This is a genomic window from Hymenobacter roseosalivarius DSM 11622 (genome assembly GCF_900176135.1).
Taxonomy (GTDB): domain Bacteria; phylum Bacteroidota; class Bacteroidia; order Cytophagales; family Hymenobacteraceae; genus Hymenobacter; species Hymenobacter roseosalivarius.
Map to the genome: position 1 here is coordinate 154,552 of NZ_FWWW01000075.1, position 17,055 is coordinate 171,606.

Below are 17,055 nucleotides of genomic sequence, written 5' to 3' on the forward strand. Positions count from 1 at the left end.
AGATACGAGTTTGAGCCACCGTTTGAAATAGAGCGGTGAAACCGGCGGGTTTTAAAATCACTGAGCACAGGCTATTCATCCTCATCCTCGTCCTCCTGCAGGGCGTCGAAGTCTATCTCCTGAGCTAGCGCTAGAGCTTCCCGTATCACGGCGTCCATCAGGGGCTGGATATCGGCGTCGAGGGTGCGCTCGAAAAGCTGCAAGATCTGTTCGCCCTCCTCATTCACATAGAGGTTGGTATAAAGACGCTCAAAAAGTTTGGCGTCACGGGTAATAACGGTGTCGATGTCGGCGACGGAGCGGGCGCCCAGGGCGCGGTGCAGCACGTCGAGTACACGGCGGCTTTCCTCGTGGTCGCCCAGGTCGGTGAGCAACTTGAGCAAGGACATGGCCACGCCCAGGCGCACGCGCTCAAAGCGGAAGGGAACATCGGCGCGGCGGGCGTGCTCGAAGGTGGCGTAGGCCGCCGTGTCGGGCTCAGTGAGGTAGTAAGCCGCGTCAGCGTCGGTGCGAAAGGCGGCACGTAGCAATTGTTCGTAGTCAAGAGCACTCATGTTGGTAGTGATAAAGAAGCGTGAAAGGCCTTGGGGCCGCCGTTGAAAAAGCCCCCCAGAGCAGGTAGACGTAACCTAAAAGGTGAAAGGTACGATTGGAGAAAAGACAGCGCGGGTTTTAATCGGCAGTAGTTTTTTTACGGAGCGCCGGTAGGCCGATCTGTGACGTATTATTTTCCCATTTGACACACTTTTTAATTGCAAGACGAATGACACACAAGAAAAAATGGCTGCTGTTTGCTCCCTCCGGACTGATGCTGGTTGGGTTTGGCACTTGTCTGATTCAATGGGCTACCAGCCTCCAGCGCAAGCAAGTACCCACTGCCGAGTGGGTGGCGGCCGGTACCCTGGCGCTGGGCGTGTTCAATGCCGGGCTGTGCGTATTTGGGCGCGGCGTGTCGGAAGGCGTACTGTATGAGCTGCGCGAGAAAGGCCCTTCTGCCGTTATAACAGACGAGATTCCGCAGGCGCAGGAGTAGCCAATAGCACAACTAGGAGGAAAGCCAAAAAACAGGGAGCCATTTGCGCCCGCTGTTTTTCGGCTTCTCGATTCCCGGCTGAGGGGTCTGGATAGCAGGTGGTAGTACGGCTCCAAAGCCGTACTACCACCTGCTATCCAGGTCGGAAACGGACCTCGATTGAGGCATTTTACCTGAACATTAGCTGGTGATAAGCGTAAGAAAACGACTGTGGAGATTTAGTAGACATACTAGATATAGCGTATTGTTAATCTGTTGATTACTCATCTCTTCATTCAGCTTCGCTAAGCAAACCGGATTGCTTCGTCCCAGTTAAACATCCGTAGGTCACTCACGGGCACCCGCCTGACGGCTTGCTGGCTCCGTCATCCTCCAAATCCCCTTCCATGACAAACGATTCTTTCACCGACCAGCCCGGCGCCGCGCCGGACGATGGCTCGCGGCGTAGCTTTATGAAGCAGGCGGGGGGCATTTTGGGTCTGGCCCTGACGCCGCCTTTCGTCAGTCAGGCTGAGCGGCTCACCGCACTTTCCCGCAAGGTGCAGGGCGTATCGGAAATGCGGCTGAAAGTGAATGGTACCGTGCGCGTTATAAATGCCGAGCCCCGCGTGACCTTACTCGATGCCCTGCGCGAGTACCTCGACCTGACCGGCTCCAAAAAAGGCTGCGACCTGGGCCAGTGCGGGGCCTGCACCGTACTGGTAGATGGCCGCCGCATTAACTCCTGCCTCACGCTGGCCGTGATGAACCAAGGCAGGGAAATCACGACCATCGAAGGCTTGGCCAAAGGCGACGACCTGCACCCTATGCAGGCCGCCTTCGTTAAGCACGACGGTTTTCAGTGCGGCTACTGCACGCCGGGCCAGATTCTATCGGGCGTGGCCTGTGTGAATGAGGGCCACGCCACCTCCGACGCCCAAACGCGGGAGTGGATGAGCGGCAACTTATGTCGCTGTGGCGCTTACCCCAACATTGTGGCCGCAGTGCGGGAAGTACAACAGAAAGGAGGCGGAAAAGCATGAATAATTTTGCCTATCAGCAAGTGGGGAAGGCCAAAGATGCCACCGCCATTCTGCGCGAGGACAAGCAGGCGGCCTTCATTGCCGGCGGCACTACGTTGCTGGACTTGATGAAGACCAACATCGAGCAGCATTCTCAGCTCGTAGACATTAATCTGCTGCCCTTCAAAGGCATTGAGCAGACCAGCGACGGTTTGCGCATTGGCGCGTTGGAGCGAATGAGCGACGTAGGAGAGAACCGGTTGGTGCTGGAGCAGTACCCGGCTATTTCGGAGTCGCTGCTGCTGGCCGCCTCGCCCCAACTGCGCAACATGGCCAGTATAGGGGGCAATCTGTTGCAGCGCACCCGCTGCGGCTACTTCCGCGACGTGGCTTTTCCGTGCAATAAGCGCGAGCCCGGCTCGGGCTGCCCCGCCCAGAAAGGTGACAACCGCAACCTGGCCATCCTCGGCGTGAGTGACAGCTGCATTGCCAACAGCAACCCCGGCGACCTGGCCGTGGCCCTGGTTGCCCTGGACGCAGTACTGACCTTAGAAAACGCGAAAGGCAAGCAGCGCCGCGTGCCGCTGACCAACTTTTACCTGCTGCCCGGCAACACGCCCCACAAGGAAACCGTGCTGGAACCCGGCGAGTTGATTGTGGCCGTAACCGTGCCCACTGCCGCGCACGCCCGGCGCTCGATGTACCTGAAAGTGCGCGAGCGCACTTCCTACGCCTACGCGCTGGCTTCAGCCGCCGTGGGTCTGGATGTGCAGGGGGGGCAAATTCGCTCGGCCCGCGTGGCGCTGGGCGGCGTTGGTGCCCAGCCCTGGCGCTCGTTAGAGGCCGAAAAGATCCTGACGGGCGCTCCCGCCACGGAAGCAACGTTTCGGGCCGCCGCCGCCGCGGCCCTGCAGGGGGCGCAGCCCCGCGAACACAATGGCTATAAAGTGGAGCTGGCCAAAAACACCCTCGTGCGCGCCCTCTTCGACCTCACCGCCAAAGTCTAAGCATCGCCGTTATGAACGAACCAAACTTCTTTGAATCGCCCGGCGCGGGGGGCAGCGTGGGCCAGCCCCTCGACCGGGTGGATGGCCACGACAAAGTAACTGGCAAAGCCCGCTACTCAGCCGAGTTTCCGCTGCCCGGCCTTACATACGGGGTGCTCAGAACCAGCGAGATTGCCAAAGGCAAGATTACGAGCATCGATACCACAGCCGCCACCAAAGAGCCGGGCGTAATCGCGGTACTCACCCACCTGAATCTGCCCAAGCTCGCCCAAACGCCTAACACGCCGGAGGGCAAAAAGGCGATTGGGGCACCTATGGGCTTTTTGCCGCTTACCAGCGACGAGATCCACTATGCCGGGCAGCCAGTGGCGCTGATCGTGGCCGATACCTTCGAGCGGGCCACGCACGCGGCTTCGCTGGTGCGCGTCCAGTATCAGGCTGCGCAGCCCATTGCTTCTTTTCTGGATGCGAAAGCGGAAATCTTTGATCCGCTGAAAGTGCAGGATGGCAAGACACCCGGCCACACCCGCCGGGGCGACCCACAGGCGGCGCTGGCGGCTTCGGCCGTGAAATTGAAAGCTACCTACAACCACGCCATCAATCACCACAACCCCATGGAGCCCGGCGCGACCACGGCCCACTGGGAGGCCGCCGACCGACTGACCGTATATGAGTCGACCCAGGGCGTAACGCGGACCCAGACAGCCCTGTCGCAGATGCTGGGACTGCCGCGGGAGCAGGTTCGCGTGGTGACCAAATACATTGGCGGAGGCTTTGGCTGCAAAGGCTCGTGCTGGCCGCATACGCCGCTGACGGTGCAGGCCGCCAAGGCCGTAGGACGGCCGGTGAAGTTGGTTCTCACCCGCCCGCAGATGTTTACCTCCATGGGCCATCGCGAAGATCAAACTCAGACTCTAACGCTGGGCGCGACCAAGGAAGGTAAGCTCACGGCCCTCATTCACGAAAAAACGTCCACTACCTCGCCCTGGGATAATTATGCGGAGCCCAACAGCCGCATTATCAACCTGCTCTACGAATGTCCCAACTTCGAGGCGAAGTACGAGCTGGCCCGCGCCAACGTGATGACCTCCACCTTCACGCGTGCCCCCGGCGAGGCACCCGGCTCCTTTGCCATTGAATGCTTGATGGATGATCTGGCGTATCAGCTCGGCATCGACCCGATTCAGCTTCGGCTGCTGAATTATGCGGAGAAAGACCCCAGCACTGGAAAGCCGTGGTCGAGTAAGAGCCTGAAGCAATGCTACGCCCGCGGGGCGGAGCTGTTTGGCTGGAGCAAGCGCAACCCCAAAAACGGTCTGACCCGCGACGGCCGCCATCTGGTAGGCCTGGGCATGGCCACCGCCAGCTACCCCGTGCATAACTCCCAGGGCACGGCCCGCGTGCGCCTTTACGCCGACGGCCATGCCGTGGTGCAGAGCGGCGCCACCGACCTGGGCACCGGTACCTACACCGTCATGACCCAAGTGGCGGCCGACTCTTTGGGCTTGCCGGTTGATAAAATTCGGTTTGAGCTGGGTGATACGCGCCTGCCCACCGCGCCCAATTCAGGCGGCTCGGTGGCGGCGGGTACGGTGTCGTCATCCATCTATATGGCGGCGCAGGATGTGTGGCAGAAGCTAACCAAGCTGGCTATTCAGGACAAAAGGTCGCCGCTGTTTCGGGCCAAGCCGGAGGACGTGATAAACGAAAAAGGCCGGTTGGTTCTCAGAAAAGACAAAGCCAAAGGTGAAGATTTTGCGGTGCTGATGAAGCGCATTGAGCTGACCGATATCGAGGGCACCGGCAACGGCAAGTACGGTGCGGGCTACGAATCGGGTATGGCAGCCAGCCCCGCCGACTCAGGCCATAAAGACGATACCGCCGGGCACTCCATGCACTCCTTCGGAGCGCACTTCTGCGAAGTGCGCGTCGATCCGGAGCTGGGAACCGTGCGCGTGTCGCGGTGGGTGAGCGTGCACGCGGCCGGCCGCATCCTAAACGCCAAAACGGCCCGCAGCCAGATTATCGGCGGCAGCATCTTCGGCATCGGTAACGCCCTGATGGAAGCTACGCACCGCGACGATACGTTCGCCCGCTACACCAACGCCACGCTGGCTGACTACCACATTCCCGTCAATGCCGATATTCCCGAGATGACCGTCGAGTTTATCGAGGAGCACGATCCTTATATCAATGCGATGGGCGTGAAAGGCATCGGCGAAATTTCGATGGTGGGCGTGGCGGCGGCCGTGGCCAACGCGGTATTCCACGCCACGGGCAAGCGCGTCCGCGACCTGCCGATTACCCCGGATAAAATACTTAGCGCCGGCGTCGCTTCTTAATGTCTGTGTGGTTAACTGGAACGAGGTAGAGACGCATAGTTGCGCCTTGTCGTTGCTGATGTCGCTTATGCCGTGCGGTAGCGGTCGTTCAACGACGAGATGCAACCTTGAACAGCTTTCTAGTTCTTAGATAAAAAAGCCCCCCAGAATTTGTTCTGGGGGCTTTTTGGTGGATGGCTCGACATACTAAGCTACTCTGTCTGGCTATGGTTTTGGAGCGGAGAGAAGCCGGCAGCTTCGCGGCGGCGCTCCTCATCATTCTGCATATCATTCAGCTCAATGTTGAGCGCATCGCCGGAAATTTGAATCTCGCGCAGCGACATAGCCAGCGACACCAGCAAGGCCAGCAGGCTCGCGCCAAAAACCAGCTGCCCCGCCCGCACGAAGCCCGCAAACAGCAGAAACATGCAGAGCACGCATCCAAACATGCTGGCTATACCCACCGCCTGCATATTGCGCACAATCGCCAGCCGCTGCCGCAGGTTCTGGATCTGGAGCATCAGGTGGGTGCTATGCGTGGTCTGATACTGCGATTTGAGCGTACGCACCCGGTTGGCCAGGGCCATGAAGCGGTTGGTGTAGGCCAGCAGCAGCAGCGACAAAGCCGGAAAGAGCAGGGCCGGCGTAGTGAGCGTGATGTCCATAAAATCTAATATGATAAGAGGACCTTCCTTGTGAAGGCGAGGTGTGGTACTACCAATTCCGGGGAGCGGTTGGTAGTACCACTATCCTTGAACGAGGTCGTTCGCGCATCAGCAACAATAGTGGTATTACGACTTTGGAGTCGTAGTACCACCGTACGTCAACATTATTTCAACACCTTCACTACCAGCTGCGAGGCGTGTTCAGGCGAATGATAGAGGCGGTGCGTGGCCTTTTGAAAATCCTGCTCCTTCGCCTCATAGATATTGGGCACGAAGGTCTGCGGGTTGCGGTCCACGAGCGGGAACCAGGAGCTTTGCACCTGCACCATCAGGCGGTGGCCCTTACGGAAGGTGTGGCACAGGTCCTGGAGGGCGAAGGGCACGGGCGTTACTTCATTGGGTGTAAAGGCTTTGGGTTGGGAAAAGCTCTCGCGGAAACGGCCGCGCATTACCTCGGAGCGGATGAGCTGCTGGTAGCCGCCGAGCTTCACATCGGGCAAGGTGCGCGTGTTGTCGGGCGTGTCGTCGGGGTACACGTCGATGATTTTGACGACCCAGTCGGCGTCGGTGCCAGTGGTGGCTACCTGCAGCAGGGCCTGAATGGGGCCGGCCAGGGTAAGGTCTTCAGTCAAAACGCCGGTTTGATAGGTGAGCACGTCGGGGCGGCGCGCGGCGAAGCGCTGGTCATCGGTCATGTACTCGCGGGTCATGCCGGTGGCGGTGGCTTCGGTGAAGGGCACGGGCTTGGCGGGGTCGCTGGTGTATTCGTCAAAAAGCCCCCCAGGCGCAGTAGCGGTTGGTTTATCGAAGGAAATTTGCCCCCCAGGCTGGAAAAACAGCGTCCGGTCCTGGGCCTGCTTAGGCGGCCAGGCATCGAAAGTGCGCCAGCGGTTGGTGCCACCCTCGAAGATGTAAGCCTCGGGCAGCTTCGGGTCAGTTGACTTGTCAGCCTTCAACTGAGACCGGAAGAATGGGGCCTCGATGCTGTCCTGATAGAATAGCGACGGGGCCGGGCCGTAAGCTACGTTGCCCACCATTTCGCCCGTGCCGCGCGCCCAGCCGCCGTGTACCCAGGGCCCCATCACGAGGCGGTTGGTGAGCTTAGGGTTGTTCTGCTCAATGGTTTTATAAGTTTGCAGGGCTCCAAACAGGTTTTCGGCATCATTAAAGCCACCCACGGTAAGCACGGCGGTGTTCGGGTTCAGGTCGCGCAGATGGGGGCGCAGGTTGCGGGCCTGCCAGAACTCGTCGTAGTTGGGGTGAGCCGTCAGGTCGTTCCAGAAGGCCACGTTATTCTTAAAGTAGCGCTCATTGGCGTTTTTGAGCGGACCCATGCGCAGAAAGAACTCGTAGCCATCGGGCGTGCCGTGCTGAAACGCGGGATTGCGGGTGGGCGTAGGCTGGGGGCGCGGCAGGCCGAAGCTGGCCAGAAAATTAAAGGCGTGGGGCAGGAAAAATGCCCCGTTGTGGTGAAAATCGTCCCAGAACCAGTCGGCAATCGGGGCCTGCGGCGAGGAAGCCTTGAGTGCCGGGTGCCGGCTGGTGAGGCCCACCGACGTGTAGAAGCCCGGATACGATATGCCCCACTGGCCCACGCGCCCATTATTGCGGGGGCCTTTTTTGACCAGCCACTCAATGGTATCAAACGTGTCGGTGCCCTCGTCGATGTCCTGCTTGCCGCGCGGCTTGTCCTTGACCGGCCGCATATTCACAAACTCGCCCTCCGACATATACGCCCCTCGCACATCCTGATACACGAACATATAGCCCTCGCGCATCATCGTCGGCGACGGGCCGAGGGCGAGCTTGTAGGTGTCGGGGCCGTAGGGGCCGGCCGAATAAGGCGTACGATTCAGCATGACGGGGTAGCGTTTCGCGGCCGCGTCGGTGGGAGCGTAGATGACGGTGTGCAGCTTGCGGCCGTCGCGCATGGCTACCAGCTGCTCGGTTTTGCGGTAATGCTGGCGCACGTAGGCCGAGTCGGCGTTGATTTTCTGGCCGTAGGCCGTAGCGCTGGCCAGCAGCAGCGCCGTGGTAAGCAGGCGAAAGAGTAGGGGTGACTTCATGGGGGAAGAAAAAATGGACAGGTTGCAGAAAGAATACGACGAAAGTAACAGAGATTCGCACACTGCTACTATCAGGTTAGTACCTTGCTTTGAAACTGTCGCGCCCTGCAACGCCTGGTGACGGAGCGTAGCAGCCGGGCCGACTGGTTTGGGCCGTTAGTTTCACTTTGTTTTTCTGTATTTCCAGCACTGGCTGGCCACATTTACTCTATGAAGAAACCCGCTACCCGGCGGACGAAAGTCTGCACTGGCTCGATCCAATCCCTGTTTTTCCTGCTGGCTCTGCTGTTTGGCTCCCCAGCCGCCGGTCAGGCCCAGACGGCACCAGTTACCGCAGCCGCAAGCGCGCTGCTGACGCCCGCCCAGTTTCTGGGCTATCCGCTGGGGGCCAATTTTACGCCCCACTCCGAGCTGCTGCGCTACGTAGACCACGTCGTGCAGCATTCCGGGGGTCGGATGCGCCTGCAGTCCTACGGCCGCACCTACGAAAACCGCCCCCTGGAAGTAGTGCAGATCGCCTCGCCCGAAAACCTAAGCCGTCTGGATGAAATCCGGCGCAACAACCTGCGCCGGGCCGGCCTGGAAAGTGGAGCTGCCCAGGCCAAAGACCCCGCCATTGTGTGGTTGAGCTACAATATCCACGGTAATGAAGCGGTGTCGTCGGAGGCCATGATGCAGGTGCTGTATGACCTGGCCAACCCCCAGAACCAGCAGACCCAGCAGTGGCTCCAGAATACGGTAGTGCTCCTGGACCCATGCGTGAACCCCGACGGCCGCGAGCGGTACGCGCAGTGGTACAACCGCGTCCGCAACCGCACGCCCAACGCCTCGCCCTATGCCTGGGAACACCACGAACCCTGGCCTGGGGGGCGTTTTAACCATTATTATTTCGATCTGAACCGCGACTGGGCCTGGCAAACCCAGCAGGAAAGTAAGCAGCGCGTGGCGCTCTACAGCCAGTGGCTGCCCCAGGTTCATGCCGACTTTCACGAGATGGGCGTAGACAACCCGTATTACTTCTCGCCCGCCGCCAAGCCGTTTCACGCCGACATTACGCCTTTTCAGCGGGAGTTTCAGAACACGATTGGCGAGTATAACCGGAAGGTGTTCGACCAGAATAACTGGCTCTATTTCACCCGCGAAACCTATGACTTGTTTTACCCCAGCTACGGCGACACGTATCCCTCGTTTAATGGAGCCATCGGCATGACGTATGAGCAGGGCGGCGCGGGCCGGGCCGGGGTGCAGATTGCCAAAGCCGACGGCGACACGCTCACGCTCGCCCAGCGCATTGCCCACCACCACGCCGCCAGTCTGGCCACCATTCAGGCTACGGCCGAGCGCCACGACCCGCTGGTGCGTGAGTTTGAGAAGTACTACACCACTGCCCGCACCAAGCCCGGTGGCGAGTACAAGACCTACGTGCTGGCCGCCACCAACGACCCCGGCCAGCTGGAAAGTCTTCGCAAGTACCTGGAGCGGCAGCAAATCAGCTATGGCTACGCGCCGCGTAAGCTGCGCACCAAAGGATTCAACTACGCCACCGGCAAAAATGAAACCGTGGAAGTGCAGCCCCGCGACCTCATAGTAAGCATGTATCAGCCCAAATCGACGCTGGTGAAGGTGCTGTTCGAGCCCCGCCCGGCCCTGGAGGATTCGTTGACCTACGATATTACGGCCTGGGCCTTACCTTATGCGTATGGCCTGCAAGCGTATGCGCTGAAAGAGCAGCTGCGGGGGGCAAATGCTGCTTCACCGGCTCCGGGTATTGCCCCCGCGGCGCGCGGCGCGCAAGCTGCCGCTGGTACGCCGTATGCCTATGTGGCGCGCTGGACGAATGTGCAGGATCTGCGTTTCCTGAGCCAGCTGTTGCAGAAGAAGGTGAAAGTGCGGGTGGCGGAGCTGCCATTTGAGGCCGAAGGTCAGAAATATCAGGCCGGCACGCTGGTCATTACGCGCACGGGCAACGAAAACCTAGGCCCGCGCTTCGACCAGATCGTGCGGGCCCAGGCCGATTCGATGGGGGTAAGGGTGCAGTCCGTGCGCTCGGGTTTCTCGACTACGGGGGCCGACTTTGGGTCCAGCTCGGTGCGCTACGTGAAGCAGCCCACCGTGGGCCTGGTGGCGGGCGAAGGTATCTCGCCCACTGCTTTTGGCGAGGTGTGGCACTTCTTTGAGCAGCAGATTGGCTACCCCGTCACGGTGCTGGGCACGGACTACCTAAATAGCATACCGCTGCAAAAGTTTGACGTGCTGATTCTGCCCGATGGCAACTATGCCGATATCTACCCCGAAAAAAGCCTCGAAAACCTGAAAGCCTGGGTGCGGGCCGGTGGTAAGCTCATCGCGATGGAAGGCGCCGCTGCCTACCTCGCCAACCGCAAGGATTTTCTGCTCAAAACCAAGCCCGCCGACTCGGCCGCCGCCAAGAAAGCGGCTCCCTACGCGTCGCTCCGGCGCTATGCCGACTCTGAGCGCCGCCAGATTGAGGAGCGCGTGCAGGGCAGCGTCTACCGCGTGCAGCTCGACAATACCCACCCGCTGGCCTTTGGCTACGGCTCCACGTATTACGCCCTGGTGCGCGATACACTCAACTACCGCTTTTTGGGCGAAGGCGGCTGGAATGTGGGCATCCTCAAAAAAGAAGGCTCCGCCGCGGGCTTTACTGGCCGCCGCGCCCGCCAGAAGCTCACCGACACGTTTGTGCTGGGCACCCAGGAAATGGGCCGGGGCCAGGTAGTGTACCTGGGCGATAATCCGCTGTTTCGCGGGTTCTGGCAGGGTGGCAAGCTGTTATTCGGCAACGCGTTGTTTTTTGTGGGGCAGTAGCTACCCTCCACCCCTGGCCCCGGATTAGGGGTGGAGGTTACGACACAAAAAAAGCCCCCCAGAAACTTCCGGGGGGCTTTTTACTGCGCAAAACAAAAATTAATCAACGATGTCCTCGGCTTTGTTGCCTACTTTCTTGGCACCTTTCTTCACGGCTTTGCCGGTTTTCTTAGCGCCTTTTTCGACCGCGTTGCCGGTTTTGCGGCCGGCGCGCTTAACGTCCTGGGTGGTGTTGTAACGCTTCTGGCCAACCGCCGTGCGGCCGGTGCGGGTAGTGGTTTCGGTTTTTACGGTGCCGTTGTCGCGCACGTCTACTTCAGTCGTAGAGGTGTTGCCGGTAGCCTTATCGCCGGTGGTAGTAGTGGTAGTCTGCGCGAAGGCAGCGGAAGAAAAAGCTGTCGCGAAGAACAGCAAAAGAGCCTTTTTCATAACGGGTTTCATATTTAAGGGGAAAGACAAATGTGTCTTACGGGGCCTTATACGGCAGACCCGCAAATAAGTATGTCCTATTCCCTTCTTTACTTTCGGTTGAGCTACAACTTGTGTTCAGTTGGCAGCAGCAGCGAGCTATCGCCGTAGCTCAAAAATCGATACTCGTGCGCTAAAGCGTGGTTGTAAACTCGCCGCCAGGCGGGGCCAATAAGAGCTGCTACGAGCAGCAGCAGGGTGCTTTCGGGCTGGTGAAAGTTGGTGACCAGACCCTGAACTACCCTGAACTCGTAGCCCGGCGCAATAAGCAGCTGCGTGGTAGCGCGCAGGAAAGTATTGCCACTGCCTTCCACGTATCGCAGTAAGGCCTGCAATGCCTCCGCTACCGTTACCAGCGGTCCTTCTTCGTACGGCTGCCACTGGGTCACATGCAGCCCGGTTACGGACATCCTATCGGGCTGCTGAGTCAGCCTGGCCCCCAGCCAGTACAGGCTTTCGAGGGTGCGCAGACTGGTAGTGCCCACCGCGATAATGGGCTGTGGTGCCTGCTCCAACAGTTGGCGCAGCACGCTGGCTTCCACCACAAACGGCTCGTCGTGCATGGCGTGGCCCGCCATGTGCTCGGCTTTTACGGGCTGGAAAGTGCCGGCGCCCACATGCAGCGTTACGCGGGCCGTTTGGAAGCCGTGCTTACTGAGGTCAGCCAACACGGCATCGGAGAAGTGCAGGCCGGCCGTGGGAGCAGCCACCGCGCCTTCGTGGGCCGCGTACACGGTCTGGTAGCGCACGGCATCTACGTCGGTGTCTGCGCGGTTGAGGTAAGGTGGAAGCGGCAAGTGCCCGGCATAGCGCAGCACTTCCGCGAAAGGCAACGCAGCCGGCTCCCAACTGAACTGAATAAGGGAGTAGCCGTCGGCCACTTCCCGGCGCTCAGCCGTGAGCAAAGCCGGCTCATCATCAACAGCAAATGCCAGCTGTACGGGGCCTGTTTTCCAGCGCTTGCCATTGCCTACCAGACACTTCCAGACACAGCTGCCGGTTTGCTGCATGGCTGGCTCCACGGCGCGGTGCGGGGCTACGGGCTCCAGGCAAAACAGCTCGACCGCGCCGCCCGTAGGCTTCTGGCAAAAAAGCCGCGCCCGCACCACCTTTGTGTCGTTGAAGACCAGTAAGGCGCTGGGGGGCAATTCAGACGATAAATTACGGAAGCGTTGATCGGAAATCTGCCCCCCCCGATATACCAGTAGGCGCGACTGGTCGCGGTGGGGCAAGGGCTCCGGCGCGATGCGATGGGGGGGCAATTCGTAGGTAAAATCCTGGATGGAAAGCTGACGCGGATCGGGAAAGGCGGACATAGCCGCAAAGGTAAGCAGGCAGTCGACGGCTGGCGCACAAAAGTCAGCCGCCCCGAGGTAGCTGCTTGTGCGCTAATCCGGGGCGGCTGACTTCTTTAAACCAAAGCAGGCTAATCGGCCCGTTGAAAAAACATGAGATGCTGCTGCGGCAGGCTTTCTACGCTTTCGATAAACTCGAGCCCAACGGCGGCCATCTCCTTGCGGGCCTGCTCTATGCTCATCTTATGAATACGCTTGATGGGCACATTCACGTCCTCGGCGCGGTATTCCACCAGTGCCAAGCGCCCCGTAGGCGTGAGACTTTTGCGAATGGCCGTCATCATTTCGCGCGGGTGGTCAAACTCGTGGTACGCATCCACAATCAGCACCAGATCAACGCTATTGGGGGGCAAATTTGGGTTGCGGTTGGTGCTTAATACAGGCTCCACATTCGGTGCCTTGTTGCGGGCTTTATTCTCCTTTAAGTAAGCAATCATTTCGGGCTGAATATCCACCGCCAGTACTTTGCCCTGGGGCACCAGCTGGCTCATCTGAAAGGTGAAAAAGCCCGTGCCCGCGCCAATATCGGCTACTACGTCGGTGGGCTTGAGCTTGAGCTCACGCAATAAGATATCGGTGCCTTCTTCCTGCTGCCGGTCGTCGCGCTCCAGCCAGCCCGCGCCCTCATGGCCCATTACGTGGGCAATCTGGCGGCCCATATAATACTTGCCGATGCCATTGGGGTCGGCGGGGGGCTTTATTTCGTAGCCGCTGGTATCGCGCGAAGCATTCAGGCGCTTCTCCGTCTCGAGGGGTAAGCGGCTTTCGGTGGGAGGCTGCGTGCAGGAAGTAGCATGTAAAAGCAGCGCGGCTGGTAATATGACCCACGAAAAAATCAGCGAAACGGTATGCATAGAAAACAAACAGGGATGCTACGGATAAGCAAACAGCTAAGGAGCCTGAAGCGTTCGGGAAATAAATTTCTCGTCTGTTCACTACCCCATTGTAGGTGAGAGAGCTTAGATAACGTCAGCTAATTCAGAAAAAATATATTCAAAAAGGTGATTTTATCCACCCCTTTCTACCTTTGGACCGTACAAAAGCCGGTTCTACTTCTCTCCACTTACATTTTTGACCTATGAAACACCTATCCGGACTCTGGCACAAGCTAACGGTCGTTGTAGCCGTAACTGCCGCATTGAGCAGCTGCAACCGCGCTGAATACGCCATGCTGCCTCAAACAACATCGTATCACGGTACTGCCCAGCGCGCCGTAACAGTAGCACCCGCTGTGAAAGCTCCTGCCGCTACCGAAGTTACTCCTGCTGTCGAAGCTCCCATATCAACTTCAGAGGAAGTAGCTATTACTCGTCCGGTTGAGGTACCCCCCGCTACCGTAGCAGCGCCAACTGCCTCTGCTCAGGCAGTAGCCCCCGCAGTTGCTGTCGCGCCTGCAAAGGCTACCGTGGCCCCCAAGCTGAGTTTTGCACAGAAAGCGTTAGTGCAGAAGCTAGCTAAAAAAGCTGAGAAAATGTCGAGCAAGATGCAGGTGAAGCAACGGACAGAAACAGCCGGAGCCGAGCGGCTGGGAGGCAGACTGCGCCAAGGTATCATCCTGCTTATCGTTGGTCTACTAGTTGGATTATTAGGAACAGCTCTTAGTGGAGGAATAGGCACATTGATTGGTATCATTGGTACTATTTTAGTCATTGTGGGTATAATTCTCATTGTTCTTTATCTGCTTGATGAATTATAAGAGCAACCGTATACAAAAAGCCCCCCAGCATCGCGCTGGGGGGCTTTTTTGTGATTGAAAGTTGACGGCTACATCGGGTCCACATCGGCCACGAGGCGGGCTTGCTTGAATTCTTTCTGGTCTTTCACCACGTTCATAGCCGCCAACACATGGGCTTTGGCCTGCTTGAGCACCGTGTGCTCGCGGTCAATCTTAACCGTAATTTCCTGTAGATAGAAATTACGAATGCGAAAGATATACGGTGCTTCTGGCCCTAAAACGGCCTCGCGGCCCAGCCTTTCCACCAGCTCCTGGGTGAGCAAAATGGCCGCCTGCTCCGCCAACAGCTGATCGACGTGCTTCACCGTAAGACGAATAACGCGCATAAACGGTGGGAAGCCGTACTCGCGGCGCTGCCCGATTTCGTACTCGTAAAATTCGAGGTAGTCGTTGCGGATAACCTTGTCGAAAATAACCTGCGTTGGGTCGGCGGTCTGGATGATGACTTTGCCCTTTTTGCCCTTGCGCCCGGCCCGGCCGCTTACCTGCACAAACATCTGAAAAGCCCGCTCGTGCGCCCGAAAATCGGGGTAGTGAATGATGCTGTCGGCATTGATAATGCCTACCAGACTCACGTTGGCGAAGTCCAGACCCTTGGTTACCATCTGGGTGCCTACCAACACGTTCGTCACCTGGTTCTCGAAGTCAGCGATGATCTGCTGGTACGAATTTTTAGCGCGGGTCGTGTCCAAGTCCATGCGCTGCACGTTGGCGGCCGGCAACATGATTTTGAGGTCGTCTTCGATTTTCTCGGTGCCGAAACCGACGGTTTTCAGGGCGCGGGAGCCGCAGGCGGGGCACTCCACGGGCATCCGGTCGTTGTAGCCGCAGTAGTGGCAGCGCAGCTCGTGGCTATGCTTGTGGTAGCTCAAACTCACGGCGCAGTTTTTACACTTCGGAATCCAGCCGCAGTCGAGGCAGTTGATGAAAGGAGAGTAGCCGCGGCGGTTCTGAAACAGAATTACCTGCTCCTGCAGGCCTAGCTTGCGCTCAATCTCACTGAGCAGCTCGGGCGTAAAGTGGTTGTGCATCTTCTTGGCCTCGCGATGCTTGCGCGTATCTACCAGCTCAATTTCGGGCAAGCCAGCCTCGCCGAAGCGCTTGGTAAGCTGCACCAGCCCCCAGCGCCCGGCACGAGTCTGGTAGTAGGTTTCCACGGCCGGCGTGGCCGAGCCCAGCAGGGTTTTTGCCCCCTGATAGTTGGCCATCATAAGGGCCACCTCGCGGGCGTTGTAGCGCGGGGCCGGCTCGTACTGCTTGTAGCTCGACTCGTGCTCCTCGTCCACGATAATCAGCGCCAGATTATCAAACGGCAGAAACACCGCCGAGCGTACGCCCACCACCACCTGAAACCGCCCCGACAGCACGCCATTCCATACTTCCACGCGCTCATTATCCGAGAACTTGGAGTGGTACACGCCCAGGCGCGTCCCAAATACGCGCATCAGACGGGTCACAATCTGGGCGGTGAGGGCAATTTCGGGCAGCAGGTACAGCACTTGGCCACCGCCATCCAGGGCATTGCGGATGAGTTCGATGTATATTTCGGTTTTGCCCGCGCCCGTCACGCCGTGCAGGAGCACGATGTCGCGCTGGCTGAATTGGGTTAATATCTCGTCGCGGGCGGTGGTCTGGGCTTCGCTGAAGGTAAAATGCAGCTTGGCTTCGGGCTCATCATCCAGCGGAAAGCGCGACACAATCACGTCGAACTGCTCCAGTACGCCGTTTTTGATGAGCGTATTCACCGCCGATGGCGAAAGGTGCGGACTGCTGGTCAGCGCGCTTTTCTCCAGCCCCCGATGATTAGCGTGAATATTCTGGTACACTGGCACCCGCTGCAAATAGCGCATGAGCACGTCGAGCTGCTTGGGCCGGCCGGCCAGCTGGCCGAAAAGCGTTTCCAGCGCGCTTTCCTCAATGAAATGATGCGCCAGCCGCACCTTCTTCACCACTTTGGGCGAGTACTTGTCGGCCAGATGCTCAAATAGGAAGATGATATCCTTCTGCATCAAGGACTTAATGACTTTATGAAAGCTGCTGACGCCGAGTAGCTCGCCCACTTCCGTGAATGTCATAGACTTACCATCCTCAGTGCTCAAAGCCGTCAGAATCTGCTGTTCCGGCTCCGAGATAGGGTAGGGGCTGCCCTCCGCCACGAAAGCCGGGTGCAGCTGAATGCGCGATTCGGAGCTTAGCTTCAGCGCCGAGGGCAGCGCCGCGTTGATGACCTCGCCCAGCGTACACATATAATAGTCGGCCATCCAGCGAAACAGCTTCAGCTGCGGCTGCGTCACGACGGGCGCGTCATCGATGAATTCGAGAATATACTTGGCCTGATACTGCGCGGGGGGCGTTTCATGCACGGCCGCCACGATGCAGCTCAGCGTTTTTTTGGCCCCAAACTGCACGATCACCCGCCCCCCGATCACGACCTCGTCGTTCATCTCGTAGGGCACGCGGTAGGTGTATAGCTTGGGCAGGGGCAGGGGCAGAATCACGTCGGCAAACAGCGTGACGCGGTCGGTGGCCGCCGGCTCCGGCGAAACAAAATCAAAGGTGAGGCTCAACGGAAAGA

Annotated in this window: 13 protein-coding genes; 6 read left to right on the forward strand and 7 right to left on the reverse strand. The window is 58.8% G+C overall.

Translation table 11 applies throughout. From position 1 onward, the window contains the following. Positions 1-71: 71 nt before the first annotated feature. Positions 72-554: a hypothetical protein gene (locus B9A24_RS13270; RefSeq protein ID WP_084446501.1), complete on the reverse strand. Its 483-nt coding sequence runs from the start codon at positions 552-554 to the stop codon at positions 72-74. Between the two features lie 209 nt (positions 555-763). Between B9A24_RS13270 and B9A24_RS13275 the strand changes: the two genes are divergently transcribed. The 4 genes from B9A24_RS13275 (at position 764) to B9A24_RS13290 (ending at position 5,383) form a co-directional block, all read left to right on the forward strand. Continuing rightward, positions 764-1,033 carry a hypothetical protein gene (locus B9A24_RS13275; protein WP_084446502.1) on the forward strand — a complete coding sequence of 90 codons (270 nt, stop codon included), beginning with the start codon at positions 764-766 and terminating at the stop codon, positions 1,031-1,033. Positions 1,034-1,419: 386 nt separating this feature from the next. Continuing rightward, on the forward strand, positions 1,420-2,055 hold the full coding sequence (locus B9A24_RS13280) for a (2Fe-2S)-binding protein (RefSeq protein WP_084446503.1): 636 nt from the start codon (positions 1,420-1,422) through the stop codon (positions 2,053-2,055). Further along, the gene (locus B9A24_RS13285) at positions 2,052-3,041 is read left to right on the forward strand and encodes an FAD binding domain-containing protein (RefSeq protein ID WP_084446504.1); all 990 of its coding nucleotides are present in this window, start codon (positions 2,052-2,054) and stop codon (positions 3,039-3,041) included. Before B9A24_RS13280 ends, B9A24_RS13285 begins: the two co-directional genes overlap by 4 nt. Before the next feature lie 11 nt (positions 3,042-3,052). Further along, positions 3,053-5,383 (forward strand): xanthine dehydrogenase family protein molybdopterin-binding subunit, encoded by a 2,331-nt coding sequence (locus B9A24_RS13290; protein WP_084446505.1) that lies wholly within the window; start codon positions 3,053-3,055, stop codon positions 5,381-5,383. Positions 5,384-5,574: 191 nt separating this feature from the next. Here B9A24_RS13290 and B9A24_RS13295 read toward each other — a convergent pair whose 3' ends face one another. Together B9A24_RS13295 and B9A24_RS13300 are read right to left on the reverse strand one after the other, a co-directional pair. Continuing rightward, on the reverse strand, positions 5,575-6,027 hold the full coding sequence (locus B9A24_RS13295; protein ID WP_084446506.1) for a DUF2721 domain-containing protein: 453 nt from the start codon (positions 6,025-6,027) through the stop codon (positions 5,575-5,577). 164 nt (positions 6,028-6,191) lie between these two features. Beyond that, positions 6,192-8,093 (reverse strand): CocE/NonD family hydrolase, encoded by a 1,902-nt coding sequence (locus tag B9A24_RS13300; RefSeq protein WP_084446507.1) that lies wholly within the window; start codon positions 8,091-8,093, stop codon positions 6,192-6,194. Between the two features lie 210 nt (positions 8,094-8,303). Here B9A24_RS13300 and B9A24_RS13305 point away from each other — a divergent pair, with 210 nt between their 5' ends. Then, the gene (locus B9A24_RS13305; protein WP_084446508.1) at positions 8,304-10,922 is read left to right on the forward strand and encodes a M14 family metallopeptidase; all 2,619 of its coding nucleotides are present in this window, start codon (positions 8,304-8,306) and stop codon (positions 10,920-10,922) included. 99 nt (positions 10,923-11,021) lie between these two features. Here B9A24_RS13305 and B9A24_RS13310 read toward each other — a convergent pair whose 3' ends face one another. The 3 genes from B9A24_RS13310 to B9A24_RS13320 all read right to left on the reverse strand — a co-directional run bounded on the left by B9A24_RS13310 (position 11,022) and on the right by B9A24_RS13320 (position 13,599). After that, positions 11,022-11,351 (reverse strand): hypothetical protein, encoded by a 330-nt coding sequence (locus tag B9A24_RS13310; RefSeq protein ID WP_143434932.1) that lies wholly within the window; start codon positions 11,349-11,351, stop codon positions 11,022-11,024. A 104-nt stretch (positions 11,352-11,455) separates the two neighbouring features. Continuing rightward, positions 11,456-12,706: an S-adenosylmethionine:tRNA ribosyltransferase-isomerase gene (locus B9A24_RS13315; protein ID WP_084446510.1), complete on the reverse strand. Its 1,251-nt coding sequence runs from the start codon at positions 12,704-12,706 to the stop codon at positions 11,456-11,458. 110 nt (positions 12,707-12,816) lie between these two features. Beyond that, positions 12,817-13,599 (reverse strand): class I SAM-dependent methyltransferase, encoded by a 783-nt coding sequence (locus B9A24_RS13320; protein ID WP_084446511.1) that lies wholly within the window; start codon positions 13,597-13,599, stop codon positions 12,817-12,819. Between the two features lie 224 nt (positions 13,600-13,823). Between B9A24_RS13320 and B9A24_RS13325 the strand changes: the two genes are divergently transcribed. Continuing rightward, a complete protein-coding gene (locus tag B9A24_RS13325; protein WP_084446512.1) occupies positions 13,824-14,441 on the forward strand; it encodes a hypothetical protein in 618 nt (205 codons plus the stop codon). 68 nt (positions 14,442-14,509) lie between these two features. Here the strand turns inward: B9A24_RS13325 and priA are convergent, their stop codons facing one another. Further along, positions 14,510-17,047, reverse strand: a complete 2,538-nt coding sequence (priA, locus tag B9A24_RS13330; RefSeq protein WP_084446513.1) for a replication restart helicase PriA — start codon at positions 17,045-17,047, stop codon at positions 14,510-14,512. Positions 17,048-17,055: the final 8 nt, after the last annotated feature.